The 23,674-nt window shown below is 65.5% G+C and carries 23 protein-coding genes; 11 read left to right on the forward strand and 12 right to left on the reverse strand.

Annotation, left to right across the window (positions count from 1 at the left end; translation table 11 throughout):
* Window positions 1-25: 25 nt before the first annotated feature.
* From hemQ to hemE, 3 genes are all read right to left on the reverse strand, one after another.
* Window positions 26-745, reverse strand: coding sequence for a hydrogen peroxide-dependent heme synthase (gene hemQ, locus CXR03_RS01235; protein WP_104101443.1), 720 nt, complete (start codon window positions 743-745; stop codon window positions 26-28).
* A 74-nt stretch (window positions 746-819) separates the two neighbouring features.
* Window positions 820-2,379 carry a protoporphyrinogen oxidase gene (hemG, locus tag CXR03_RS01240; protein WP_104101445.1) on the reverse strand — a complete coding sequence of 520 codons (1,560 nt, stop codon included), beginning with the start codon at window positions 2,377-2,379 and terminating at the stop codon, window positions 820-822.
* A gap of 2 nt (window positions 2,380-2,381) precedes the next feature.
* Entirely contained in the window at window positions 2,382-3,443 is a 1,062-nt protein-coding gene (gene hemE, locus CXR03_RS01245) for a uroporphyrinogen decarboxylase (protein WP_104101446.1), read from the reverse strand.
* 156 nt (window positions 3,444-3,599) lie between these two features.
* On the opposite strand from hemE, the gene CXR03_RS01250 reads away from it, so the two are divergent.
* On the forward strand, window positions 3,600-4,958 hold the full coding sequence (locus CXR03_RS01250) for a glutamyl-tRNA reductase (RefSeq protein ID WP_104101448.1): 1,359 nt from the start codon (window positions 3,600-3,602) through the stop codon (window positions 4,956-4,958).
* 51 nt (window positions 4,959-5,009) lie between these two features.
* Here CXR03_RS01250 and moeB read toward each other — a convergent pair whose 3' ends face one another.
* A complete protein-coding gene (gene moeB / locus CXR03_RS01255; protein WP_104101450.1) occupies window positions 5,010-6,194 on the reverse strand; it encodes a molybdopterin-synthase adenylyltransferase MoeB in 1,185 nt (394 codons plus the stop codon).
* A 116-nt stretch (window positions 6,195-6,310) separates the two neighbouring features.
* Here moeB and CXR03_RS01260 point away from each other — a divergent pair, with 116 nt between their 5' ends.
* From CXR03_RS01260 to CXR03_RS01270, 3 genes are read left to right on the forward strand one after another with little or no spacing between them, the layout of a single operon-like run.
* Window positions 6,311-6,925: a TetR/AcrR family transcriptional regulator gene (locus CXR03_RS01260; RefSeq protein ID WP_104101451.1), complete on the forward strand. Its 615-nt coding sequence runs from the start codon at window positions 6,311-6,313 to the stop codon at window positions 6,923-6,925.
* A 47-nt stretch (window positions 6,926-6,972) separates the two neighbouring features.
* Window positions 6,973-7,197, forward strand: coding sequence for a DUF3107 domain-containing protein (locus tag CXR03_RS01265; RefSeq protein WP_104052605.1), 225 nt, complete (start codon window positions 6,973-6,975; stop codon window positions 7,195-7,197).
* Window positions 7,198-7,215: 18 nt separating this feature from the next.
* Window positions 7,216-7,518: a hypothetical protein gene (locus CXR03_RS01270; protein ID WP_104101453.1), complete on the forward strand. Its 303-nt coding sequence runs from the start codon at window positions 7,216-7,218 to the stop codon at window positions 7,516-7,518.
* Between the two features lie 10 nt (window positions 7,519-7,528).
* On the opposite strand, the gene CXR03_RS01275 is transcribed toward CXR03_RS01270, so the two are convergent.
* The gene (locus CXR03_RS01275; RefSeq protein ID WP_104101455.1) at window positions 7,529-8,596 is read right to left on the reverse strand and encodes an SGNH/GDSL hydrolase family protein; all 1,068 of its coding nucleotides are present in this window, start codon (window positions 8,594-8,596) and stop codon (window positions 7,529-7,531) included.
* Window positions 8,597-8,680: 84 nt separating this feature from the next.
* Window positions 8,681-9,397 (reverse strand): ferritin-like fold-containing protein, encoded by a 717-nt coding sequence (locus CXR03_RS01280; RefSeq protein ID WP_104052608.1) that lies wholly within the window; start codon window positions 9,395-9,397, stop codon window positions 8,681-8,683.
* A 395-nt stretch (window positions 9,398-9,792) separates the two neighbouring features.
* Between CXR03_RS01280 and CXR03_RS01285 the strand changes: the two genes are divergently transcribed.
* Window positions 9,793-11,409 (forward strand): DEAD/DEAH box helicase, encoded by a 1,617-nt coding sequence (locus CXR03_RS01285; protein ID WP_258073523.1) that lies wholly within the window; start codon window positions 9,793-9,795, stop codon window positions 11,407-11,409.
* 19 nt (window positions 11,410-11,428) lie between these two features.
* The gene (locus CXR03_RS01290) at window positions 11,429-12,319 is read left to right on the forward strand and encodes a site-specific DNA-methyltransferase (protein ID WP_104101457.1); all 891 of its coding nucleotides are present in this window, start codon (window positions 11,429-11,431) and stop codon (window positions 12,317-12,319) included.
* A 2-nt stretch (window positions 12,320-12,321) separates the two neighbouring features.
* Here CXR03_RS01290 and CXR03_RS01295 read toward each other — a convergent pair whose 3' ends face one another.
* Window positions 12,322-13,170: a PHP domain-containing protein gene (locus tag CXR03_RS01295; RefSeq protein ID WP_104101459.1), complete on the reverse strand. Its 849-nt coding sequence runs from the start codon at window positions 13,168-13,170 to the stop codon at window positions 12,322-12,324.
* Between the two features lie 124 nt (window positions 13,171-13,294).
* Here CXR03_RS01295 and CXR03_RS01300 point away from each other — a divergent pair, with 124 nt between their 5' ends.
* Complete coding sequence (locus CXR03_RS01300) at window positions 13,295-14,866, forward strand: aminopeptidase P family protein (RefSeq protein WP_104101461.1); 1,572 nt, start codon at window positions 13,295-13,297, stop codon at window positions 14,864-14,866.
* 77 nt (window positions 14,867-14,943) lie between these two features.
* Here the strand turns inward: CXR03_RS01300 and CXR03_RS01305 are convergent, their stop codons facing one another.
* Complete coding sequence (locus tag CXR03_RS01305; protein ID WP_104101463.1) at window positions 14,944-15,825, reverse strand: general stress protein; 882 nt, start codon at window positions 15,823-15,825, stop codon at window positions 14,944-14,946.
* Between the two features lie 162 nt (window positions 15,826-15,987).
* On the opposite strand from CXR03_RS01305, the gene CXR03_RS01310 reads away from it, so the two are divergent.
* Genes CXR03_RS01310 through CXR03_RS01320 form a run of 3 tightly spaced genes read left to right on the forward strand, consistent with a single transcriptional unit; the run spans window position 15,988 to window position 19,030 of the window.
* Window positions 15,988-17,274: a magnesium transporter gene (locus tag CXR03_RS01310; RefSeq protein ID WP_104052613.1), complete on the forward strand. Its 1,287-nt coding sequence runs from the start codon at window positions 15,988-15,990 to the stop codon at window positions 17,272-17,274.
* Window positions 17,267-17,884 (forward strand): DUF1003 domain-containing protein, encoded by a 618-nt coding sequence (locus CXR03_RS01315; RefSeq protein WP_104052614.1) that lies wholly within the window; start codon window positions 17,267-17,269, stop codon window positions 17,882-17,884. Before CXR03_RS01310 ends, CXR03_RS01315 begins: the two co-directional genes overlap by 8 nt.
* 3 nt (window positions 17,885-17,887) lie before the next feature.
* Complete coding sequence (locus CXR03_RS01320) at window positions 17,888-19,030, forward strand: Mrp/NBP35 family ATP-binding protein (protein ID WP_258073443.1); 1,143 nt, start codon at window positions 17,888-17,890, stop codon at window positions 19,028-19,030.
* Window positions 19,031-19,066: 36 nt separating this feature from the next.
* Here the strand turns inward: CXR03_RS01320 and CXR03_RS01325 are convergent, their stop codons facing one another.
* The 3 genes from CXR03_RS01325 to sigE form a co-directional block, all read right to left on the reverse strand.
* The gene (locus CXR03_RS01325; protein ID WP_104101465.1) at window positions 19,067-19,486 is read right to left on the reverse strand and encodes a Sec-independent protein translocase TatB; all 420 of its coding nucleotides are present in this window, start codon (window positions 19,484-19,486) and stop codon (window positions 19,067-19,069) included.
* Window positions 19,487-19,565: 79 nt separating this feature from the next.
* Window positions 19,566-20,501 (reverse strand): zf-HC2 domain-containing protein, encoded by a 936-nt coding sequence (locus CXR03_RS01330; protein ID WP_104101466.1) that lies wholly within the window; start codon window positions 20,499-20,501, stop codon window positions 19,566-19,568.
* 4 nt (window positions 20,502-20,505) lie between these two features.
* Complete coding sequence (sigE, locus tag CXR03_RS01335) at window positions 20,506-21,111, reverse strand: RNA polymerase sigma factor SigE (RefSeq protein WP_104052617.1); 606 nt, start codon at window positions 21,109-21,111, stop codon at window positions 20,506-20,508.
* 242 nt (window positions 21,112-21,353) lie between these two features.
* On the opposite strand from sigE, the gene CXR03_RS01340 reads away from it, so the two are divergent.
* The gene (locus CXR03_RS01340; RefSeq protein WP_104052618.1) at window positions 21,354-21,989 is read left to right on the forward strand and encodes an O-methyltransferase; all 636 of its coding nucleotides are present in this window, start codon (window positions 21,354-21,356) and stop codon (window positions 21,987-21,989) included.
* A 27-nt stretch (window positions 21,990-22,016) separates the two neighbouring features.
* Here the strand turns inward: CXR03_RS01340 and CXR03_RS01345 are convergent, their stop codons facing one another.
* Entirely contained in the window at window positions 22,017-23,672 is a 1,656-nt protein-coding gene (locus CXR03_RS01345) for a M17 family metallopeptidase (protein ID WP_258073444.1), read from the reverse strand.
* Window positions 23,673-23,674: the final 2 nt, after the last annotated feature.

Below are 23,674 nucleotides of genomic sequence, written 5' to 3' on the forward strand. Positions count from 1 at the left end.
GCGGACTCGCTGGAGGGCTCAGTTGTCATTTCAGTACCTCGGCAACTTCCGCGGCGTCGATGCGCCGGCCGGTATAGAAGGGAATTTCTTCGCGGACGTGGTTACGGGCTTCGGTGGAGCGCAGGTGACGCATCATGTCCACCAGGTCAACCAGGTTGGGAGCTTCCAGCCCCAGGATCCATTCCCAGTCACCGAGGGCAAAGGAGGCAACAGTGTTGGCCAGGACCTGCGGGAATTCGCGTCCCAGCATGCCGTGGTCGCGCAGCATCTTGCCGCGCTCCTCGGCCGGCAGCAGGTACCACTCGTACGAGCGGACAAACGGGTAGACACAGATCCAGGCTTCGGGATCAATTCCCCGGGCGTAGGACGGCCAGTGATTCTTGGAGAACTCCGCATCGCGGTGCACACCCATGGCAGACCAGGCAATTTCGGTTCCGCCGAAGAGGCCGGAGCGGCGGATGTCGCGGACGGCTGACTGCAGGTCTTCGGCGCGGCCGCCGTGCAGCCACACCATGACGTCGGCATCGGCCCGCATGGCCGAGACGTCATACAGCCCGCGAAGGGTGACATGGCGCTCTGACAGTTTCTCGGTCAATGCCTCGAAGGCTTTGACGTTTTCCTCGGAATCGGCAGCTGCACCTGATGCCCCACCCGTCGCGGACCGCTTGAAAACGGTCCAGAGGGTAAAGAACTGTTCTTCGGTGGCGGCTGTTTCTGCGGTGCTCTGACCCATGGGCTCACTCATGATTAACAGTCTGCCCTTCCGGGCAGGCTTAGGCGAAATACTCCACTTCTACTTCTTGTAGAAAGTGGTCAAGATCACTGCCGGTCCAGTTGTTCCACCAGTCCGGCAATCCGGGTGCGCGTATCGGCGGTGACGGCAGCCAGACCGGTGCCGGCCAGCCAGGCCCCCACCACTTCCAGGCCGGCAACCTTCTCCACGGCGGCGCGGACCGCCGTGACCCGGTCGCGGTGCCCGACGGCGGCCGAAGGCAGGGCACCGACCCACCGCACCACGTCCCAGCCCACCACGTCGTCAACCCCCAGCGGAACCTGGAGGAGCACTGAGGCGTCAGCCAGGGCCTGGGCAAAAAGATCCTCGTCGTCGCGCTCCACCGGACTTGGCCGTGCTGCGGCAGCGGCATCGGCAGCACTCAGGGCCCGCCCGTAGGAGAGCCGCAGCACGTGCGTTCCGGGTCCGGTGGAGTCGGCAAGCCACTGCCACTTTGCAGTGGCGTGAGTCAGTGCCTTGGCGTCAACGGCATCAACGTCCGCCGCAACGAGCACTCCGGTGCCGCGCGGGTGGGCATCCAGATCCGGCTGGTCCACTACGAGGGTGACGAGGGCGACGCCGGGGCCGGGGCCCGGGCGGGCGGCTGCAAGTTCCGGAACGGTGCCTGCCAGCAGGTCCGCAGCGCAGGGACCGTCCGTTGCCATAACCAAACTGTCTGCGGCGATTGTTTCCGCCTCGGGCGCCTGGTCTCCGGCGACCGAGACCGTCCAGCCGCTGCCGCTGTGCCCCACGGCCGTGACGGCCGCTCCGGTGCGGACATTTACGCCCAGCGCACGCAGGTCCTTCTCAAGGGCACGGGTGAGCATTCCCATTCCTCCGGCCAGCCCGGCGACGGCGGATCCGGCAGGTGCTGAGGCCCGCATGGAAGCCACCGCCCCGGCCAGGGACCCGTGCTTGGCGAGGGCAGTGCGGAGTCCCGGAGCCACTGAATCCACGTCCAGCACATCCGGATCCGAGGAGTACACGCCTCCCACCACCGGAGCAACGAGGCGGCGCAGCACCGCGTCGCCCATGCGGGCGCGGACCACTTCGCCCAGGCTCACAGTTTCCCGGCGGGCCAGGCTACCCACGGGCAGCACCTTGTCCAGTGCCGCCCTCGCGGAACCCGTGCGTCCGATCGCCTGGACAATTTCGGGTGCGCGCGGATCCGCGGGAATGCCGAGCAGACCGCTCTGCGGCATCCGCTGGGCGGCCGCAGCGGTGTCCTCGCCGGCCAACTGCAGCCAGGCGCCGCCCCGGTTGGGCTGGACGACGGCGTCACCCAGCCCCAGTTCCTCAATCAGCTCGGGCACGGCACGGGACCGCGTAGCGAAGGATTCGGCGCCGCTGTCCAGCGTCAATCCCGCAACGGAATGTGCGCCAACACAGCCGCCAAGCTCGGTTCCCGCCTCGAGCAGGGTTACGGATATGCCGCTGCGGGCCAGGTCCCGGGCGGCGATCAGGCCGGAGATGCCGCCGCCCACCACCACTGCAGTTCTCGGGGCAGTTCCGGGCACTGCCGGAACAGCGTCGGGAACGGCTTTCCGTGCGGTCGGGAAATGGGACAGGGCAGCGGGCAAATGAGGAAGAACCGGACGGTGCGGCATGGTTACGGCTCCACCGAATGGATGAGCTGTACCACCCGCGTCAGGACGTCCGGGTCCGTTTCGGGGGGCACGCCGTGGCCCAGGTTCACTACATGGCCCGGCGCAGCGGCTCCGGCGGCCAGGACCTCGCGCACATGCGCTTCCAGCACCGGCCACGGGGCGTTCAGCAGGGCGGGGTCAATGTTTCCCTGCAGGGGCGTCGCTCCGCCGAGGCGGCGGTTGGCCTCGTCCAGCGGCAACCGGTAGTCCACTCCCACCACATCGACGCCAACGTCGCGCATGGCGCCCAGCAGCTCGGAGGTGCCGGTGCCGAAATGCACCAGCGGCGCACCAAGATCCCGGACATGGTCCAGGGCGCGGGTCGATGCCGGCGCCACACGGCGGGTGTAGTCGGCGAGTCCAAGTGAACCGGCCCAGGAGTCAAAGAGCTGTCCGGCGCTTGCACCTGCTTCGAGCTGGGCGCGCAGGAACATTCCCGAGGCATCCGCGGCCCACTCCGTGAGTGCACGCCAGGCGTCCGGATCAGCATGCATCATGGTCCGCGGCCCAAGATGGTCTCGGGAGGGCTTGCCCTCCACCATGTAGGCGGCCAGCGTAAACGGGGCGCCGGCGAAACCGATCAGCGGAGTCTTGCCGAGTTCCGCCACCGTGAGGCGGACTGCTTCACGGATCGGCTCCAGCGCCTCTTCGGTCAGGACCGGCAGTGCGGCAACATCCGCTGCGGTGCGCACCGGTGTGCCCAGGACGGGTCCGACGCCGGGAACGATGTCGACATCGACACCGGCCAGCTTGAGCGGGATGACGATGTCCGAGAAGAAGATGCCGGCGTCAACGTCGTGCCGGCGGACGGGCTGCAGCGTGATTTCGGAGGCCAGCGCGGGGTCCAGGCAGGAATCCAGCATCGCAATTCCCTCCCGCAGCTTGCGGTATTCCGGAAGCGACCTTCCGGCCTGGCGCATGAACCAGACCGGCCGGCGGGAGGGAGTTCCGCCCCGGTAGGCGGTAATCAGGGGGGAGTCGGCCGTGCGGCCATCCATGAGTGGATGAGAGGCGCTAAGAGTCATACCCTGATTCTCTCCAAAATCCTCCCCGATGGATAACCGGGCCGCTCTGATGCCCTGCATAGGCCGGACAGGTGAGGGGAAACACATGCCGAAACGGTTCAGGTAAGGGCGCCCTATTGGGGTTCGCCCAGAGACGGTGGCTACTATTGAGGCACTGTGGTTCTACTTTCCTTAATTGCGACGCACTCCGATGTTGACTTGGAAACCGTTGCCCGCCTCAGCGCCGGCGCCTCCCAGGTCTCCTCCTCCCTGCTCGAAACCGGATCGGCGGTGACCGGATCCGTGGTCCTGGCCACCTGCAACCGGTTTGAGGTTTACTGCGAGGCCAAGTCGGAGGCGGACATTGAAGCAGCCCGTTCCGCCGTCGTCGCAGAAATCAGCCGGCACTCCGGCCTGTCCAAGGACCTGGTCTCCCGGTCCCTGGACACCAATACCGGCGAATCCGTGGCCAAGCACCTGTTCGCCGTCGGCGCGGGCCTGGATTCAGCCGTCGTGGGCGAGCGTGAAATTGCGGGGCAGGTTCGCCGGGCCCTGATCGAAGCGCAGGAAAAGGGTACGGCCAGCGGAGGACTAACCCGCCTTTTCCAGACAGCTTCCCGGACAGCCAAAGATGTTGGAGCACTGACAGCCCTCGGTAAACGAGGGCTTTCCATTGTCTCCGTGGCGCTGGAACTGGCCACCGATCTCTCACTGGACACGGACTGGTCCGCCAAGGACGTTGTTGTCTTTGGCACCGGCGCCTATGCCGGAGCCACCATGGCGCTGCTCAAGGAACGCGGCTGCACCCGCATCAGCGTGTATTCCTCGTCCGGACGGGCCGAGTCATTCACTGCATCGCGCGGCGGAACACCGCTGACCCGCGAGTCGCTGCCGGATGCCCTGGCCGCGGCGGACGTGGTCATTGGCTGCAGCGGGAGCGAAAGCCAGGTCAGCGCCGGGGACATCAGGCGTGTTCGCAAGTCCAGCAACAAACCGCTGATCATCATTGACCTGGCCCTGACCCATGACTTTGATCCGGACGTCCGCGAGGTGGACGGCGTGGAGCTGATCACCTTGGAATCGGTGCGTCTGGCGGCTCCGGCAGAGCAGGTGGAGTCATTGAAGCAGGCCAGCAGCATCGTGGCCGACGCCGCGAAGGCGTTCTCTGAACTCCAGCTGAGCCGTCAAATGGACTCCGCCATTGTGGCCCTGCGCCGGCACACCCTCAACGTCCTTGACTCCGAGCTCGAAAAGGTTCGTGCCCAGCACGGCTGCACCGGAGCTGCGGAGGAAGTGGAGTTCGCCATGCGCCGCATGGTAAAGCAGCTCCTGCATGTTCCCACTGTGCGGGCGCGCGAGCTTGCAGCCAGCGGCCAGCAGGATGATTACATCAAGGGTCTCGAAGCCCTGTTCGGCATCACCCTGGATCAGCCCGTGGAACGCCGGCGCCCGGCCGCCCCGCACGGCCCCGGCCATCATGGCAGTACCGAAGCGGACAATTCCGAAGACGGCGCTGACACCGCAGCCTCCGCCTGAGCAGTAAAACCCATCGCCTAGGCAGTAAAACCCATCGCTAGGCAGTAAAACTCAGTACAGGACCTTAGCCGGTTCAATCTCCCGCACCCATGCCAGGATGCCGCCGTCCACGTTGAACACCCGGTCATAACCCTGCGTCCTGAGGAAAGCGGCCACTTCCGCTGACCGTCCCCCGGACTTGCAGTGCACGTAGAGCTCCCTGCCGCGCGCCGGAAGGCTCTCCCCCGACAGGATGCCGGCACGGGGCATCAGCTGAGCGCCGTCAATACTGACAATGGCGTGCTCGCCGGGCTCCCGAACATCGATCAGATCAAAATCGCGCTCCCCTGCCGCGCGGGCGGCCAGCAGCCGCTGCAGTTCACGGACGTCGACGGCCGGTTCCTGGCGCCCGTCCACGCCGGCACGGACCGGCAATCCGCAAAAGGCCTCATAATCCTCCTCCAGTTCGGTGACCTGTTCGGCAGCCGGATCCTTGCGCACCCGAATCTCCCGCCAGGACATGTCCAGCGCATTGAGCACCAGGACCCGTCCCAGAAGCGTCACACCGGTACCGGTAATCAATTTCACGGCCTCGTTGACCATGACGGATCCGATCTGCGCGCACAGCACTCCCAGAACTCCGCCTTCTGCGCAGGAGGGGACGGAGCCGGCCGGCGGTGCCTGCGGGTATAGGTCGCGGTACGTCGGTCCGTGCCGCCCCCAGAACACGCTGACCTGGCCGTCGAACCGGAGGATTGATCCCCAGACATACGGCTTGCCCAGGATTTCCGCAGCGTCATTGACGAGGTAGCGGGTGGCAAAGTTGTCGGTGCCGTCCAGGATCAGGTCATATCCGGCAAAGATCTCCAGCACATTGGCCGCTTCCAGGCGGACCGGGTGCAGCTGGACCGTAACCAGGGGGTTCAGTTCGTGGATGCTCCGCCGCGCAGACTCGGCTTTGGAGCTGCCGATATCCGACACACCGTGAATGACCTGGCGCTGCAGGTTGGACTCATCCACAGTGTCGTCGTCAACGATTCCCAGCGTTCCCACGCCGGCGGCGGCAAGGTACAGCAGGGCCGGGGAGCCCAGGCCGCCTGCCCCGATGACCAGGACACGGGCGTTCTTCAGCCGTTGCTGGGCAACCATCCCGAATTCGGGAATAATCAGGTGCCGGGAATAGCGCCGGGTTTCCTCGTGGGTCAGCGCTGCCGCAGGCTCAACCAGCGGCGGCAGTGCGGCGTTTGGCTCAATCATGGATCCCAATCTAGTACCCAAACGTGCTGCGGAACCTGCCGGATGTATTACCCGCGGGTAAACTGAAGGCCGTTGACCGGGCACCTTGGCCTGGTGCCGTTGAGAGGTCCGTACACGTGAGCAACCAGCAAACCGGCAAGCCGACCCGGCTCCCCCGGGAGGAACGGCGGCGCCAACTGCTGAACGCCGCGCAGGAAGTTTTTGTCAGCAACGGTTTCCACGGAGCGGCCATGGATGACATCGCCGAAGCGGCCCGGGTCAGCAAACCCGTTCTCTACCAGCATTTTCCGGGCAAGCGGGAGCTCTATCTGGCGCTGCTCGAGGACCATCTGGGCACCCTGACAGAATTCCTCACCAGCGCCCTGAACTCCACCAGCGACAACAAGCTGCGCGTCCGGGAAACGATGCGCGCCTATTTCCGCTTCGTGGCGCAGGACAGCCAGGGCCACCGGCTGGTTTTTGAATCCGACATGACTAATGACGCGGAAGTCAGCTCACGCATCGAGGAATTCAACGCCCGGTTCGCGTCCAATATTGCCGGCGTCATCGCCGAGGACACCAAGCTTTCACACGTGGAGGCCACGCTGCTGGGCCGGGCTCTGGCCGGAATGGCCCAGGTCAGTGCCCGTTACTGGCTGGAGACAGATGGGGACTTGGACATCGATGCGGCGTCCGAGCTTGTCTACCGTTTAGCTTGGCGCGGAATCAGCCGGTTCCCCAAGGAGATTTAGAGTAGATTTCGAAGCGGATATGTTTCATTAATACAGGAGGCACCACGGTGGAAGTAAAAATCGGCATTCAGAATGTTGGCCGCGAAATTGTCTTTGAATCGAGCCAGAACGCTGACGCCGTTGCTGACGTCGTAGCCGAAGCCCTGAGCAACCAGAAGGAACTGCGTCTGAAGGATGACAAGGGCAGGCTCATCATGGTTCCCGCCGGCGTCATCGGCTATGTGGAAATCGGCGCCGAAGAGGTTCGCCGCGTCGGCTTCGGCGCCCTCTAGGTTCCGGCAAGCCGGACGGTGATCAGCCTGATTGTTGCCGCCCTGGCCGCGCTGGCGGCCGGCTTCATCGTCCGGGGCGCGGACCGGCGCCGGACCCGGTACGGTCTTTTCCTGCTGCCGGGCTTGTCGCTGGCGGCAGCCATGGTCCTGTGGGTGGGCCTCCAGCTGGGCGGTGTCGGCTCCGATCCTGACCTCTTTTGGCTTACTTGGGTCCTGCCGCCGGTTGCCGGGGCCGCCGCTGCTGTCATTGCTGCGGTTGTCACAGGTCCCGGGCGCGAGGCCCGGGATGCGGCAGAGCTGGAAAGGGTGCTGCGGTTCTGACGGCCCGAGGCTAACCGGAGGACAGGAGGGCGCCCAGCTCGCGGGCCAGGATGTGTCCTGCGGCCCGGTGCCCCGCCTCCGTGAAATGGCGGCCGTCACGCTCCCGGTACTCCCCCAGCGAGAATCGCGTCCACCAGTCCCCCACACTAAGGAACTCCACCCCCTGGCTCCGGGCCACCCCGGCCAGCAGGGTGTCAACCGCCGTGCGCCTGCTTCCCGCCGAATCCAGGCCGGAGGAAATGACGCCCACCATGACCAGCCGGGACTGAGGGTAAGTGCGCCGGGCTTCCCGGATCATGTTCTGCGCCGCTTCGGCAATCTCTGTGTCCGAAGCGTTAGAGGCATCATTTCCTCCGCCTTCCAGGACAACGAGCTTTGGGGTTCCCCAAGGCAAGACCCACTGCTGCCGTGTCAGGGCTGTGTAGTAGTTGCCAATAGTGCCGTTGCCCTGGACGTAGCCTGTCCCTCCGGCGCCGCGGAGCACAGTCCGGTAGCCCAGCTCGGCCAACCCCTGATCCACCCAGGTGCCCGGTCCTGCCTGTGAGTCTCCGATGACGACTGCGGAACCGGCAATGTCAGGATCCCAGGTCATCACCCGGCCCAATTCGGGGACGCGGATCAGCGAACCGTTCTCAAAATCCGTACGGTAAACGGTTCCCTGGGCGTACTCGGAGATCAGCGGTTTGCCCAATGAGGAAAAATCGCCCCGTGTGCTGAGGACATCCACTGATTTGTGAAGCGCCAACGCTCCGTTTCCGGCCGTCCAGAAAACCACTTCGTCGCCAAACTGCCTGCGGCATACGGCCGGTTCCGGACAGGACAAGCCGGATACGGATGGCTCCAGGGGATGTCCTTCTGCTGCCCGCAGCAGCTGGAACGCCCTGATGTCTTTCCATGCCGTCTGCGGCAGTCCCCCGGCCGGTTCGGCGCTGTTCTTTTCCTGCAGATACCCGGCCAGCAGCGAGATGCGCGGTTGCGTCTGCTGCTGCAGGCCGGAGGTGTCCGTTGCCCCGGCCAAGACGGCGAGCGCCGCGGCGCAGGCCAGCAAAAGGCCGCGTTTAGCCACAGATCTGCTCATGATGCTCCCCCAATGCGTTGTAGCGCGCCTGTCGATCACCCGCGGCTGCCGGCTGTTTTGCGGCAGCGGCTGCGGGAGTCCCTGTCAGGCGGTAAGACCCAGCCGGCTCATCCGCCGGGAGTGGTTGCGGGTCAGTTCGGCGAACAGAGTTTTGAGCTCATCCCCATACACTCCCTGTGCTGGTCCCTGCAGATGCCCGCCTCCAACCGCACGCTCAAGCACCACGCGCTGTGCCTGGGTCAGCGCTTCACCAACCAGCCGCCTCCCCCACAGGGCCAGGCGGGACGCGAGCCGGGGATCATCGGCTAGTGCCTGCTGCAGCCTGGCTTCAAGGACTTCTCCCGCGGGCTCCGCTTCTTCCTTCAGCCCAAGAACCAGTTCTGCCGTGGCGGGATCCAGCCGTGCGGCAACCGACTGATAGAAATCATCTGAAATGGCATCCGTGACGTAGAACTTCATCAGGGACTCAAACCAGTCCGCGGGCCGGGTCCGGTCATGGAAGGCGTCCACTGAGGGCTGGAAGGGGCGCATGGCCGCCTCCGGATCAAGGCCCAGCTTCACCAGGTGCTCCGTGACGCACTCAAAGTGTTCGTATTCGCGCACGGCCAGCCGCCCCAGGACCGTGCGGTCATGCAGGGTGGGTGAAAAACGTGCATCGGAGGACATTCGTTCAAACGCTGAAAGCTCTCCATACGCCATGACGCCGAAGAGGTCCGCAAGGAAGCGGCGGTAAATGTCTCCATCATCTGAGGATCCCGGGCCGTAGGCGGAGTCTGGTTCAGTGCGGGTCCCGTTTGTCATGGACCCCAGCGTACCGCCGGCAACGGACAGTCGTCTGCGCGCCGCGCCCCGCCAATGCATGGCGGCTGGCACCCACCGGGTAGACTGGTTGGTAGTAAAAGGATGCCCGGTCGTCTGATAGACCTTAGCCAGACCCGCAATACCTACGCGATCTTGAAATTTTTGGCCGTCGCCCGTGCCCGATGCACCGCGGCGGACCTGCAGTTGTTAGCCCGCGATCGGCTTCCGCTGGACGCATCATGCGCCCGCCATCCGCTCCGGTGTGGACTCTTGCAGCCACTCGTCGAGCCTGGCGCCGCGATGCCTAACTGAACGGTACTTAATTGAACACTGAACTTTCCCAGGTGGACGACACCCGTCACCTCACCGCCGATGACAGCAATGAAGCTTTGAACGTGGCTGAAACCCTGGCCACGACGCAGCCAGCGGCCGTAATCCCGGAACTGACCTTCGCGGATTTTGGCGTCCGCTCCGACATTGTGGAATCCCTCTCCGAAGCGGGGATCACCCATCCCTTCCCGATCCAGTCGATGACCCTGCCGGTGGCGCTGGGCGGCCATGACATCATTGGCCAGGCCAAGACCGGTACCGGCAAGACACTGGGATTCGGCATTCCTGCCATCCAGCGTGTCATTGCGCCCGACGACGAGGCCTACGCCTCCCTGGCCGTGCCCGGCGCCCCGCAGGCCCTCATTGTGGTTCCCACCCGCGAACTTGCCGTTCAGGTTGCCGGCGACCTGTCCGCCGCTGCTAAGCGCCGCGGTGCACGGATCGTCACGATTTACGGCGGCCGCGCCTACGAGCCGCAGACGGAGGCCCTGGCGGCCGGCGTTGAGATCGTGGTGGGCACCCCCGGACGCCTGATCGACCTTTACAACAAGAAGCACCTCTCGCTGAAGAACGTCCGGATTGTCGTTCTCGACGAGGCCGACGAGATGCTGGACCTTGGCTTCCTGCCGGATGTGGAAACCCTGATGGCCGCCACGCCCGCAGTGCGCCAGACGCTGCTGTTCTCGGCCACCATGCCCGGCGCCGTCGTCGCCATGGCCCGCCGCTACATGACCAAGCCCACCCACATCCGGGCATCGGATCCTGACGACGAGGGCATGACCAAGAAGGACATCCGCCAGGTTGTCTACCGTGCCCACAACCTCGATAAGAGCGAAGTGGTGTCCCGCATCCTGCAGGCCAAGGACCGCGGACGCACCATCATTTTCACCAAGACCAAGCGCACGGCCGCCAAGCTGTCCGAGGAACTGGCGGACCGCGGGTTTGCCGTTGCCGCCATGCACGGCGATCTGGGCCAGGGCGCACGCGAACAGGCCATGCGCGCCTTCCGCAATGAAAAAGTTGACGTACTGGTAGCCACCGACGTCGCCGCCCGCGGCATCGACGTCGACGACGTCACCCACGTGATCAACTACCAGTGCCCCGAAGACGAAAAGACCTACCTGCACCGCGTTGGCCGCACCGGCCGTGCCGGCAACAAGGGCACCGCGGTGACGTTCGTGGACTGGGACGATGTCCCCCGGTGGGGCCTCATCAACAAGGCCCTGGGCCTGGACCAGGCGGAGCCGGTGGAAACCTACTCCTCCTCACCGCACCTTTACACGGACCTCGATATCCCCGAAGGCACCAAGGGACGCCTGCCGCGCAACAAGCGCACCCATGCAGGCATTGATGCCGAAAAGATCGAGGACCTCGGCGAAACCGGCAAGAAGAACGGTTCCGCTCCGTCCCGTGACGGCGCCCGTGACGCCTCCCGCGGCCGTGACCGGACCCGTACGGGCGGCACCCGCGGCGACCGGCCCCTCAGCGGCGGCGACCGCGGACGTTCCGACAAGCGTGAAGAGTCCCGGCGTTCCGGCGACCCGCAGGCTGCCCCGGTGCGCGCTGCCGAAGCGCCGTCGGCATCCGCTGACACTGCTGCGCAGCGGCCCCGCCGCAGCCGCACCCGTACGCGCCGCCGCAACGGCGAAGTGGTCGGCAACCCCGCACCCGCAGCCGAATAACCGGGCAGCACTCCTTTTTATGAGCACTCCCCTTTGGTCACCGTCCGGCAGGTCGCTGGTGGTACACGCAGATAACGCAGTGTTCCTGCCGACCCTGCCGGACGGCGCCTTCACCATGATTTACGTGGACCCGCCCTTCAACACCGGCCGGTCCCAGCGGCGGCAGCAAACCACCATGGTCCGCAGCACCGACGGCAGCGGCGACCGCGTCGGTTTCAAAGGCCGCAGCTACAGCACGGTCAAGGGCCTGCTCTCCAGCTATGACGACGCCTTCGAGGACTACTGGGCGTTCCTGGAACCACGTTTGGCCGAAGCCTGGCGCCTCCTGGCCGACGACGGCACCCTGTACGTGCATCTGGACTACCGCGAGGTGCATTACGCCAAGGTCATGCTGGACGCCCTTTTCGGCAGGGACTGCTTCCTTAACGAGATCATCTGGGCCTATGACTACGGCGGACGGGCCAAGAACCGGTGGCCGGCCAAACACGACAACATCCTCGTGTACGTCAAGAATCCCGCGGCGTACCACTTCGACAATGCCGAGGTGGACCGCGAGCCGTACATGGCGCCGGGTTTGGTCACTCCCGAAAAGGTGGCGCTGGGCAAGCTGCCCACCGACGTCTGGTGGCACACCATCGTGTCCCCCACCGGCAAGGAAAAAACCGGCTACCCCACCCAAAAGCCCGAGGGTTTGCTGCGGCGCACCGTGGCCGCCAGCAGCCGTGAGGGCGACTGGGTCCTGGACTTCTTTGCCGGTTCCGGCACGCTGGGCGCGGTAGCCGCCAAGCTGAACCGGAAGTTTGTCTGTGTGGATGCCAATCCACAGGCCATTGAAGTGATGTCCAAGCGGCTTGGGCATGCGGCCGACATTGTTTCCAGTGACGCGGTTCAGTCCGTGGCCAGCGCCTGATCCTACGGCCGGACGACGGCGGTCCCGGTTGCCAGGGACTCTATCTTGTCCAGCACCTCCGGGTCCGTGGTGAATTCCCCGAGCAGGTTGGGTTTGCCGGTCCCGTGGTAGTCGCTGGACCCGGTGACCAGCAGCGAATGCTCCGCTGCCAGGCGGCGCAGCCACGCCCGGCCTTCCTCCGGATTGTCGCGGTGATCCGCTTCAACACCCAGCAGCCCGGCGTCGATCATTTCGCGGAAAGTCTCTTCACCCACCACGCGTCCGCGGGAGGACGCCACCGGGTGGGCAAACACGGGCACTCCCCCGGCCGCGCGGATCAGCTCGACGGCGCGGGCCGGGTCCGGCGCATAATGGGCCACAAAGTAGCGCGAGCGTGCCGTAAGGATGCCGGAGAAGGCAGCCGAGCGGTTGGGCACCACTCCGGCGGCCACGAGCGCATCAGCGATGTGCGGCCGCCCGATGGTCGCCCCCGGAGCAACATGGCGCTGCACCAGGTCCCAGTCGATGGGGAAGTCTTCCGCCAGCCGCTGGACCATCATTTCCGCCCGTGACACCCGTGCGGTCCTGGACCTGGCGATTTCCGCCAACAGTTCCGGGTTCGCCGGATCATGCAGGTAGGACAGCACGTGAACGCTGATCCCTTCGCTGCTCCGGCAGGAAACTTCCATCCCGGGCACCAGGATCAGGCCTTCCTCACGGGCGGCCTGCATTGCCTCTGCCCACCCGGAGGTGGAGTCATGGTCGGTCAGGGCCACCGCGTCCAGCCCTGCCTCTTTAGCCGAACGCATCACCTCCGCCGGCGGCTGCGTTCCGTCGGAGACTGTGGAGTGCGTGTGCAGGTCGATTCTCACCCCATCAATGTACTTGCTTCAGGCCCCTGCGGGATTGCACGCTGCCGCAGGAAGCTTCTGCGCATGTTTGGCCGCCCCGTCCGCACAGTGAGACCATGGAGGGGTGACTACTGATGCGAATCCAATGACCACCGCCGACACGTCGGGTCTCGGGGAGTTGTCCGAAGGGCAGCCCTTGGATGACCGCGTAAACAACCGCTCCCAGAAACCGTCCAACGAGGCTTACAAGGCCTTCATGGCCACGGGATGGGCCGAGGACGACGCCGAGCTTCCCGCGCGCGCAGAAGTTGCCCCCTACGCCGCCAAGCGCCGTCGTGCCCTGTCCGAGCGGTTCCCGGGTGAGCGCCTCGTCATCCCCGCCGGCCCGCTCAAAGTCCGGTCCAATGACACCGACTACCGTTTCCGGCCGCACTCCGGTTTTGCGCACCTGACCGGTCTTGGCCTGGACCGGGAGCCGGACGCCATCCTCATCATGGAGCCGGTTGAACCGGGAACCGGCGACGACGGCGGGAACCACACTGCCGTCCTTTACTTCCGTCCGCTGGCCGGCACCGACAGCGAAGAGTTCTACTCCAACGCCCGCTACGGCGCTTTTTGGATCGGTTCGCGCCTGGGCCTGGAACAGGTCAGCGCCCTGCTGGACCTGCCCACCCGCCACCTGGACGAGGCCGAAACGGCCATCACCTCCAACGTCGGCGATCCGCAGTTCGGCGGCGTCTCCGTCCGGCTGCTGCGCAAGGTGGACGAAATGGTGGATGCGCTGGTGGACACCGTCCGCTACAACACCGCCATGGACCCGGAAAACGTTGACCTCAGCGCCCTTGACTCCCTGGACGGCGAGCTCACCGAGGCCCTGTCCGAACTGCGCCTGATCAAGGACGCGTGGGAGGTGCAGCAGATGGAAGCCGCCGTTGCGGCGACGGTCAACGGTTTCACCGAGGTCATCAAGGCCCTTCCCCGCGCAATTTCCCACCCCCGGGGCGAGCGGGTAGTGGAGGGCGCATTCTTCGCCCGAGCCCGTGAAGAGGGCAACGACCTCGGTTATGACACCATTGCCGCGGCCGGCAACAACGCCACCGTCCTGCACTGGATCCGCAACAACGGCACCGTCAACGCCGGCGAGCTCCTGCTCCTCGACGCCGGAGTGGAAGCCGACAGCCTCTACACCGCCGATATCACGCGCACCGTTCCGGTCAACGGCACCTACTCAGAGGTGCAGCGCAAGATCTACCAGGCCGTCCTCGATGCCGCCGACGCAGGCTTTGCCGCCGCCAAGCCCGGCGCCAAGTTCCGCGACGTGCACCAGGCTGCCGTCAAGGTTCTGGCCGAGCGGCTGGCCGACTGGGGCCTCCTGCCGGTCTCCCTGGAGGAAGCCCTCTCGGACAACGGCCAGCAGCACCGCCGGTGGATGCCGCACGGCACCAGCCACCACCTCGGTCTCGACGTTCACGACTGCGCCCAGGCCCGCAAGGAGCTTTACCTGGACGGCATCATCACCGAGGGAATGGTGTTCACCATCGAACCGGGCCTGTACTTCAAGAACGAGGACCTCTCCGTTCCCGAGGAATACCGGGGCATCGGTGTGCGCATTGAGGATGACATCCTCATCACCGCCGACGGTCCGGTGAACCTCAGCGCCGCTCTGCCGCGCAATCCGGAAGACGTAGAAGACTGGATGGCCGGACTCGCCGAGTAACTGACGGTGTCCTGACAGACGACTAAACAGCGGAAGGCTCCGCACCCTAGGGTGCGGAGCCTTCCGCTGTTTAGTCTTTATGCCTGCTGGCGGGGAACCCCGCCTTCTCCTTCGCCGTGCTCCTTCTCTTCGCCGCTGTGCGTCGCGGCGGGCGGGGCTGCCGCCGGGGCGGAGGGAAGCCGCACTCCGTACTGCGGACGGCCGTCGGGAAGATCCGGGAACTGCCCCCGGGGGACGGTTCCCGTGGGGGCCTGTTCCCTGCCCGGCGCCTGCCCTTCCTGCCCGGCGTCCGCCGGCTGGGTTGGCTGGTTCGGCTGGGATGGCTGCCCGCCGGTTGCCGCCCCGTACGGGTTAGCCCATCCGGCCGGCCGCTCCGGAGCCGCTCCGGGCCCGCCCTGCTGCCCATGGGGCCCCTGGGGGCCGGTGTACGGCGGACGGTACTGCGGAGGCTGGGGGTGGCCGTGCTGGCCGATCATCGGCAGCTGCTGCAGCAGGCGGCGGGCGTCATTGGCGGCCTGTGGTGCCACGATCACGTCGTAACTCGTGGCAATGACCTGGCTTGTGGAGGTGAAGTCCCGCCGGCCCCGCTGGAGAGCGTAGGCGAGCACACCGAACAGCAGCCAGAACACTGCACCAAGAGCCATGGACGGGATCAGGGAAACATAGCTTTCCCCGCCGGCAAAGAGCATCAGCGCCAATCCAACGAACAACCCGAACCAGGCACCGGTAGCCATCGAAGACAGCGCAACCCTGGGGTAGGACAACCTGCCGGTCACCCGTTCCACCGACTTCAGTTCGCTGCCGATAATGGAGACCATCTGCACCGGAAACTTGCTGTCTGCCAGATAGTCCACCGCCTTCTGGGCATCCAGGTAGGCGGTGTAGCGGCCCACCGTTTCGCCCTGGGGCAGGGCGCGGCCTTCATCACGTGGCGGCTTTGAACCGAAAAGGGTAGACATCCCTCCATTCTGTCCCACATACCGCTCCCATGGGGGCCGTATCGCTCGAAGTGAACTTCATCCCACGGCGGTGCCGGGACCGGCCGTGCATTCCTCCCCGGCCGGTGCTGCGGCAGAGCCGCCGATACGGCGGAAGCGCCGGGCACCCCGTAGCCTAAGAATGTGAGCAAAAATCCTACCCGCGTCTTCATCGCACGCCTGCTCGGCCTCGACGTATTCGACCCCCTGGGTGACCGTCTGGGCCGCCTTCGCGACGCCGTCGTGCTGGACCGCGGGCCCGGGCGTCCTCCGCAGGCCGTAGGCATTGTGGTGGAGGTGCCGGGCAAGAAACGCGTCTTTGTGCCGCTTACCCGCATCACCTCCATGGATCCAAGCCAGATCATCTGCACCGGGCTGGTCAACCTGCGCCGTTTCGAACAGCGCGGCGCGGAGATGCTGGTGGTGGGAGAGCTCTTCGACCGCAAGGTCACGCTGCGGGACGGCAGCGGCGAAGCCACCATTGAAGACATTGCCATTGAGCAGAACCGTGCCGGCGACTGGCACGTGTCCAACCTCTTCGTCCGCCGCAGCGGTCCGGAATCCCGCCTGCGCCCCCTGCGCAGGCGCGGTGAACAGATGATCGTGGACTGGAAGGACATCATCCACTGGGACACCTCCGGCCCCCAGGCCGCCACCTCCTTCGTGGCCCAGAATGATGACCTGAAGGCTGCCGACTTCGCCGATGCCCTGCATGAGATGACCGGCAAGCGCCGGATTGAAGTCGCCAGCGAACTCCAGGACGAGCGCCTTGCGGATGTCCTGCAGGAACTTCCTGACGACGACCAGGTCCAGATCCTGCAGTCCCTGGATGTGGAGCGCGCTGCCGACGTCCTGGAGGAAATGGACCCCGACGACGCCGCTGACCTGCTCAACGAACTTCCGGAGGACCAGAAGGAAGAGCTCCTGCAGCTGATGGAACCCGAGGACGCCCGCGATGTGCGGCGGCTGCTGAACTACGAGGAAGACACCGCCGGTTCCCTGATGACCCCGGTTCCCGTCATCCTGCCGCCGGAGGCTACGGTTGCCGAAGCGCTGGCCCATGTGCGCCGCGAGGAGCTGACTCCGGCCCTGGCTTCCTCGATTTACGTGTGCCGCCCTCCGCTGGAAACACCCACCGGACGGTACCTCGGCGTGGTGCACATCCAGCAGCTGCTGCGTTCGGCTCCCCCGGAGGCACTGGGGAATATCCTTGATACGGACTTGGAGCCGGTCCGGGACTACGCGAGCATCAGCGAAGTGTCCCGGATGCTCGCCACCTACAACCTCAATTCATTGCCTGTCGTCAATGACGCCGGCCGTCTGGTGGGGGCGGTGACCGTGGATGACGTCCTGGACCACCTGCTTCCGGACGACTGGCGTGCCTCCGACGACGCACCAACCGATGTGAAGCAGGGAAGGACCCATGGCTGAAAAAGTAAAGTCGCAGACCAGCGGCCTGGATACGCCCCGGACCGCCCGTGCACGCTGGCTTCCGCGCTTGTCTCCGAACCCGGATGCCTTTGGCCACGCCACCGAGAACTTTGCCCGCTTCATGGGCACCCCGCAGTTCCTGCTCTACATGACGGTGTTCTGTGCCGTCTGGTTGATTTGGAACACCTGGGGACCGGAGCCCCTGCGCTTCGACGACATTGCGCTGGGCTTTACGCTGCTGACCCTCATGCTTTCGCTGCAGGCTTCCTACGCCGCCCCGCTGCTCCTGCTGGCACAGAACCGCCAGGATGACCGGGACCGTGTGTCGGTGCGCCAGGACCGCGAACGCGCTGAGCGAAACCTGATGGACACGGAGTACCTGACCCGGGAGATCGCCGAGCTGCGGATCGCCCTGCGCGAAGTCGCCACCCGCGACTACGTACGGTCGGAGCTAAGAAGCCTCCTCGAGGAACTGCTCGAAGCCAACAACAGCGAATCATCCGAGGACGCCCCCGCAAAGCGCAGCCAGCGCCGTCGTCCTGATTCTTCGGGATCCTCAGCGGCCACGGAACACATGCCCAAACTCAATCCGGGCGGGAGGGAAAACTAGAGCGTGGCACCACTGCAACACACAGCCGACCGTGCGCTGGCTGCGCTTGACGCGGTCCTGGACCCGGAGCTCCGGCGCCCCATCACTGAGCTGGGAATGGTCAGCGGGGTGTCCGTGGACGACGACGGCGTCGCCTCCGTGGGCGTCCTGCTCACCATCTCCGGGTGCCCCCTGCATGAAACCATTACCGCCGACGTCGAACGCGTCCTGGGCAGCGTTGAGGGCATCACCGGGGTCCGTGTTGACCTTGGCGTCATGACCGCGGAGCAGCGGACAGCGCTTAAGGAAAAACTGCGCGGTCCCGGCGGAGCCAAGGACATTCCCTTCAACCGGCCCGGTTCCCTGACCCGCGTGTACGCGGTGGCCAGCGGGAAAGGCGGGGTGGGAAAATCCAGTGTCACCGTGAACCTTGCCGCGGCCATGGCCGCCTCCGGACTGCGCGTGGCGATCGTGGACGCTGATGTTCATGGCTTCTCCATCCCCGGGCTGCTGGGCATCACCCAGCCGCCCACCCGCGTGGATGAAATGATCCTTCCGCCCGTGGCCTACGGCATCAAGACGATTTCCATTGGCATGTTCGTTGCCGGCAACGCTCCGGTGGCCTGGCGCGGACCCATGCTCCACCGCGCTCTGGAGCAGTTCCTGACCGACGTGTATTTCGGCGACCTTGACGTCCTGTTCCTGGACCTGCCGCCGGGCACCGGCGACATCGCTATTTCCGTGGCGCAGCTCCTGCCGCAGTCGGAAATCCTGGTGGTGACCACGCCCCAGGCGGCGGCGGCAGATGTGGCGGAACGGGCGGGAACAGTGGCTTCCCAAACCGGTCAGAGCGTCGCAGGTGTTATCGAGAACATGTCCTGGCTGCAGCTGCCCACCGGAGAACGGATGGAGCTGTTCGGCTCCGGCGGCGGAGACATCGTCGCCAAACGGCTCAGCGAAGCACTGGGCAAGGACATTGCGCTGCTGGGAAGCATCCCGCTCGATGTTGATCTGCGGACCGGCGGAGATTCCGGTGCACCCGTGGTGCTCTCGGAATCAGCCCTGGTGGAAGGTTCGGCGGGCGCTGAGCTTCGCCGCATAGCCGGGGCCCTGGCCAGGCGTCCCCGGGGACTCTCGGGCTTGAAGCTCGGTGTTACACCGCGCTAGGAGGTCCTGTTCCGCCGCTTTGGCTTCTCAGCGTGTTTAGGTGGCTTCGGTGTCAAAGGGCGCCCGGTCCCCGTCCTGCAGCCGCATGAGCGGCTTCACAGCCGGAGCTCCGCTGGGTGCAGCGGCGCGTCCGGGGGCACCTGCGGTTGCCTGCGGTGCAGCAGGCGCGGGCCGCGCTCTGACGGGCTTGACGGCGTCTTCGAAATCATCCAGAAGTGCTTCCTTGATGATCCGGCGCGGGTCATACTGCCGCGGATCAAGTTTGCGCCAGTCAACCTCGTCAATTTCGGGGCCAACCTCTTCCCGGAGCTGTTCCCGGGCACCAGTGGCCATCCGCCGTACTTCACGGACCAAACGGGCAAGCTGGGAGGCGTATTCCGGCAGCCTTTCGGGACCCAGCACCGCTACGGCAAGGATCGCCAGGACGAGCAGCTCATAGCCGTTGATTCCGATCACCTGTGAAGACTACCTTTCCTGCTGCACCGCAAGCCAGTTCCGGCTCCGGCTCCGGACTGACGGTTTTCCTGCGGTCCGGTCAATCCTGTCCCCCGGAGCCCGTCATGATGGTAAAGCCGCTCTTGATGCGGTCCCACACCCCATGGGCCTTCTCCCGGGCATGAAGCGCCAGCCTCGATGACTCGGTGAGGGAAATCTCGCTGACAGCTTCGTTCAGAACGGTCCCGGACGAAGACACGTCCACGGTGTAGGTAACCCGCTTGGAGGCCACAACAGCGCGATGGGGACGCTGGGGATGAATCCATATCTGCGGGCGTCCGGGACGCTCTTCCTGCAGGATGAAACCTTCCTCCGTGACCGGTTTCCCGCTGACGCCGTCCACCACGGTCTCTTCGGACCAGGAAGCAGGGTGGGTCTCATACACGGTCACGCTGTCCCCCTTGCCCTCCAGGGTCATGATGACCGCCGGTTCTCCGTCAACCAGCGCAGCCCGGGCCCCTGCAACGGCCATTCCCGCCGATGCGAGCTCCGGGCAGGCCCACCCGCGGGACCGCAGTTCCGCGAGCTGTTCAGGAGCCAGCTGATCATCCCGGCCTCCTCCGGTTACGTCGGTCCACACATCGGCCAGCCCCGGCGCTGCCTGCTGCGTTACAGGAGGCTGGGCCCAGCCTCCCAGCAGGTAGGCGGTGGAAAGGACCAGCCCGACGGCGGCGGCCACTACTCCTGTGGCAGATGCGAAGCGTCGTCGGCGGTTCCGGCTTGGTCCGGGAGGACGTGCATAATCCGCCGGTATCCCGTCATCTGCTGGACGTGCCGTGCGTTCGATGCGTTCGCGCAGCTCAGGACCCGGTTCAGGAACCGCAAATGATTTCAGGCGTGCCCGCAGCCGGCGTTCCCTGGCTGCTTCTGAACGACAACGGGCACACCGCGAAAGGTGTGCCTGCAGTACAGCGGCACGGGCCGGGCTGGCCTGACCGTCCAGGTATTCCTGCAAAAGGCGTTTGGGGTGTCGCATGAAATCAGTTGGCGCCTGCCACGCGCGGCAGCTTGAGCCGCGGTCCGGTTTGGGGACGGACCTGGGGATCGCGGTGCGCCAGTTTCTCTTTCAGCATGGTTCGGCCGCGGTGAATCCGGGAGCGGACCGTTCCAAGCTTGACGCCCAGGGCCCGGGCCACTTCGTCATAGGACAGGCCCTCAAGGTCGCACAGGACTACGGCAGCCCTGAAGTCGGGCGGAAGTTCATCCAGCGCCCGGGCAATATCCACGTCCAGGTTATTGAACTCAAAGCTCCGCTCGGGTCCAGGTCCGTTGCTGGGGAGCCGGCTCTCAGCCTCTTCGGTCATGCCGTCAAACCGAATACGGCTCTTGCGCCGCGCCTGGTCCAGGAAGAGGTTTGTGGTGATGCGGTGCAGCCACCCGTCCAGGGTTCCGGGCTGGAAATTCTCCAGGGAGCGGAAGACACGGACAAACACCTCTTGTGTGAGGTCTTCGGCGTCGTGCCGATTGCCGGTCAGGCGGTAGGCCAGCCGGTACACTTTGGCTGAGTGCGCCTGCACTACTTCTTCCCAGGTGGGCCGCACCCACTCGGAGTCAGCCGGTCCGCCGGTTGCCGAGGTCGTGGACATGGCTGCCCTCCTTCCCGTGAAGTAATGTCATCCGGCCCGCGGCCAAACGAAGCCCTTGTTAGCGTCCTGCATAATTATGTTGACGCATCAGTCTGGGAATTCGCTGTTAGCACTCTTGCCGTGCGCACACAAGAGCGGTGTTTTACCGGCTGCCGCGGCCCGCGTCCCGCAAAGCCAATCCGGCCGCCGCCGGGCCTTAAGCTTGACTGAGCATGGTTCCCCAACAAACGAAAGTGACACGAATGAGCGCCGACAAGCAGACCAGCTGGTCCTACACGGAGGGGCTGCCCTTCGAGGACGAGGTCCTGCTGCGCGCGCGGGAGCGCTCCTACGAACTGGGAGTTTCGCCCGTCTCAACCGGCGTCGGCGCTGCCCTGACGGTTCTCGCCGCAGCGTCCAAGGCCCAGACTGTGGTGGAAGTGGGCACCGGTGCCGGGGTCTCCGGTGTCTGCCTGCTGCGGGGTCTGGGACGCCAGTCCGTCTTGACCACCATTGATTCCGACGTCGACCATCTTCGGGCGGCGCGTGAGGCCTACCGCGAAGCCGGCGTGGCCGGTAACCGGACCCGCACCATCTCGGGCCGTGCCGCTGAGGTCCTTCCCCGGCTCACCGACGGAGCCTACGACATGGTTTTCATCGACGCCGACAAGCCGTCTTTTCCGCTCTACGTGACGCAGGCCGTCCGCCTGCTCAAGCGCGGCGGACTGCTGGTGGTCAATGATGCCCTGGACCACGGGAAAGTCTCCGATCCGGCCATCCGCGAAGAGACCACCAACACCATGCGGAAAGTCGGAAAAGCGATCCGGGACAATGACGCTCTTGTTTCGTCACTGCTGCCCACCGGTGACGGCCTGCTGCTGGCGGTCAAGACCAGCTAGCGGTCCGGGACACCCCAGCGGCGGCGATCAGGGCCGGAGGCCGGGCAGGTTCCGAAGGAAACTGATCAGCAGCCTGGCTCCGAATCCGGTGGCACCCTTGGCGATCTCATGCCTGTCCGCACGAGCGCTCATCGGCCCGGCAATGTCCAGGTGCGCCCAGGGAACACCGTCAACGAACTTTTCGAGGAAAAGGGCGGCCACAATTGCCCCCGCACCGAACTTGAGCGCCGGCGGAGCCACATGCGCCACGTCGGCTGTCACCGAGTCAAGAGCGTAGTCATATTCATGGACAAGGGGCAGCGGCCAGACGCGGTCCCCCGAAGCCTCCCCCGCTTCCTCCAATGCATCCAGCAGAAGCTCAGTATTGGAGAACACTGCACCGTACTGCTGGCCCAGGCCCAGGGCTGCAGCTCCCGTCAGGGTGGCAATATCCACCAAAACGTCCGGGGCGAGGCCCGCGGCTGCATAGGCCAGCGCGTCGGCAAGGACCATCCTGCCCTCGGCGTCCGTGTTCCCGATCTCCACAGTCGTGCCGCCGTAAGTGGTGACAACGTCACCGGGCCGGTAAGCGGAAGCGCCGATGGCGTTCTCCGCCAGGGCCAGGATGCCCGTAACGCGGTGCGGCAGCTCCAGTTCGGCAGCGGCCTCCACAGCAGCCAGCACCACGGCTGCGCCGGCCATGTCCATCTTCATGGACATCATGGCGTCACGGGGCTTCAGCGAGATGCCGCCGGAATCAAAAGTGATCCCCTTGCCAACCAAGACAACGTGTTCCGCGGTCTCGGCGGAGGGCTGGTAAGTAACCTGCACCAGGCGCGGCGGATTCGCAGAACCGGATCCAACCGCAGTCAGGCCGCCGAATCCCTGCCGCAGGAGTTCGGTCTCCTCCAGGACAGTGATCTCCAGGCCCGCACGCTTCGCAACGGCACGGCTTTGTGCCGCCATCCAGGCGGGGGTTGCCACGTCGGGCGGAAGGTTGGTGAGATCCCTGGCCAGCCACACAGCCCGGGCGGTGATCTGCGCCTGGCGATGCGCATCTGAATCCAGCCCGGTGACTTCCATGGCGCGGGCCATGACAGGGCCGGCGGGCGTTTTTCCCTGGCGGGGTGCCTGGTATCCGCCCAGCAGGAAGCCTTCAAGAAAGGCCTGCTGCGCGGCGGGACCGAGTCCGTCAACCACCGCAGCGCGTATCCGGCGCGCACCTTTGGTGGCTCGGGCCAGTGCTGCTCCGGCACGGCGCAGGTTTTGGACGGATTCATCGCCGACGCCTACAAAAATCAGTTTGGCCGGCAGGTCAGCGGCCCTGTCCGACGGCGGTTCCACCAGCAGTGTTTCACCGGCTTTGCCGGTAACGCCGGCCGCGGCCGCGCGGGCAGCCACGTCCACGCCGTACCAGAGGGCTGTTTCCACGGCGCCCCGCCGGGGCTGCGGCGTGGGATGCAGCGACTCCTCGGAGTCCTCCCGCGACGAGGATTCAGGAGCTGCGGCCATGGCAACGGCCAGGACATCAACTTCTTCCTCAGGGGTGGGCCGCAGCCCGGTGCCGGCGGTGGGGGCACCGGCACCGGTCAGCAGCTGATCCACCGCTGTCACCGCCGTCATGGCAATGCCAGACAAATCGGTCCCCGGAGCCTCCCCGGCGGAAGAGGTGGCTGGTGAGGATCCTTTGGGGAGTCGCTGCATTG

The organism is Arthrobacter sp. 08Y14 (genome assembly GCF_002929455.1).
Classification (GTDB): domain Bacteria; phylum Actinomycetota; class Actinomycetes; order Actinomycetales; family Micrococcaceae; genus Arthrobacter_B; species Arthrobacter_B sunyaminii.

Excerpts from the sequence above, each read along its gene's own strand:
- hemQ (WP_104101443.1), bottom strand. The coding sequence starts at position 745 with ATGAGTGAGCCCATGGGTCAGAGCACCGCAGAAACAGCCGCCACCGAA.
- hemG (WP_104101445.1), bottom strand. The coding sequence starts at position 2,379 with ATGCCGCACCGTCCGGTTCTTCCTCATTTGCCCGCTGCCCTGTCCCAT.
- hemE (WP_104101446.1), bottom strand. The coding sequence starts at position 3,443 with ATGACTCTTAGCGCCTCTCATCCACTCATGGATGGCCGCACGGCCGAC.
- moeB (WP_104101450.1), bottom strand. The coding sequence starts at position 6,194 with ATGATTGAGCCAAACGCCGCACTGCCGCCGCTGGTTGAGCCTGCGGCA.
- CXR03_RS01275 (WP_104101455.1), bottom strand. The coding sequence starts at position 8,596 with ATGAGCAGATCTGTGGCTAAACGCGGCCTTTTGCTGGCCTGCGCCGCG.
- CXR03_RS01280 (WP_104052608.1), bottom strand. The coding sequence starts at position 9,397 with ATGACAAACGGGACCCGCACTGAACCAGACTCCGCCTACGGCCCGGGA.
- CXR03_RS01290 (WP_104101457.1), top strand. The coding sequence starts at position 11,429 with ATGAGCACTCCCCTTTGGTCACCGTCCGGCAGGTCGCTGGTGGTACAC.
- CXR03_RS01300 (WP_104101461.1), top strand. The coding sequence starts at position 13,295 with ATGACCACCGCCGACACGTCGGGTCTCGGGGAGTTGTCCGAAGGGCAG.
- CXR03_RS01305 (WP_104101463.1), bottom strand. The coding sequence starts at position 15,825 with ATGTCTACCCTTTTCGGTTCAAAGCCGCCACGTGATGAAGGCCGCGCC.
- CXR03_RS01315 (WP_104052614.1), top strand. The coding sequence starts at position 17,267 with ATGGCTGAAAAAGTAAAGTCGCAGACCAGCGGCCTGGATACGCCCCGG.
- CXR03_RS01330 (WP_104101466.1), bottom strand. The coding sequence starts at position 20,501 with ATGCGACACCCCAAACGCCTTTTGCAGGAATACCTGGACGGTCAGGCC.
- sigE (WP_104052617.1), bottom strand. The coding sequence starts at position 21,111 with ATGTCCACGACCTCGGCAACCGGCGGACCGGCTGACTCCGAGTGGGTG.
- CXR03_RS01340 (WP_104052618.1), top strand. The coding sequence starts at position 21,354 with ATGAGCGCCGACAAGCAGACCAGCTGGTCCTACACGGAGGGGCTGCCC.
- CXR03_RS01345 (WP_258073444.1), bottom strand. The coding sequence starts at position 23,672 with ATGCAGCGACTCCCCAAAGGATCCTCACCAGCCACCTCTTCCGCCGGG.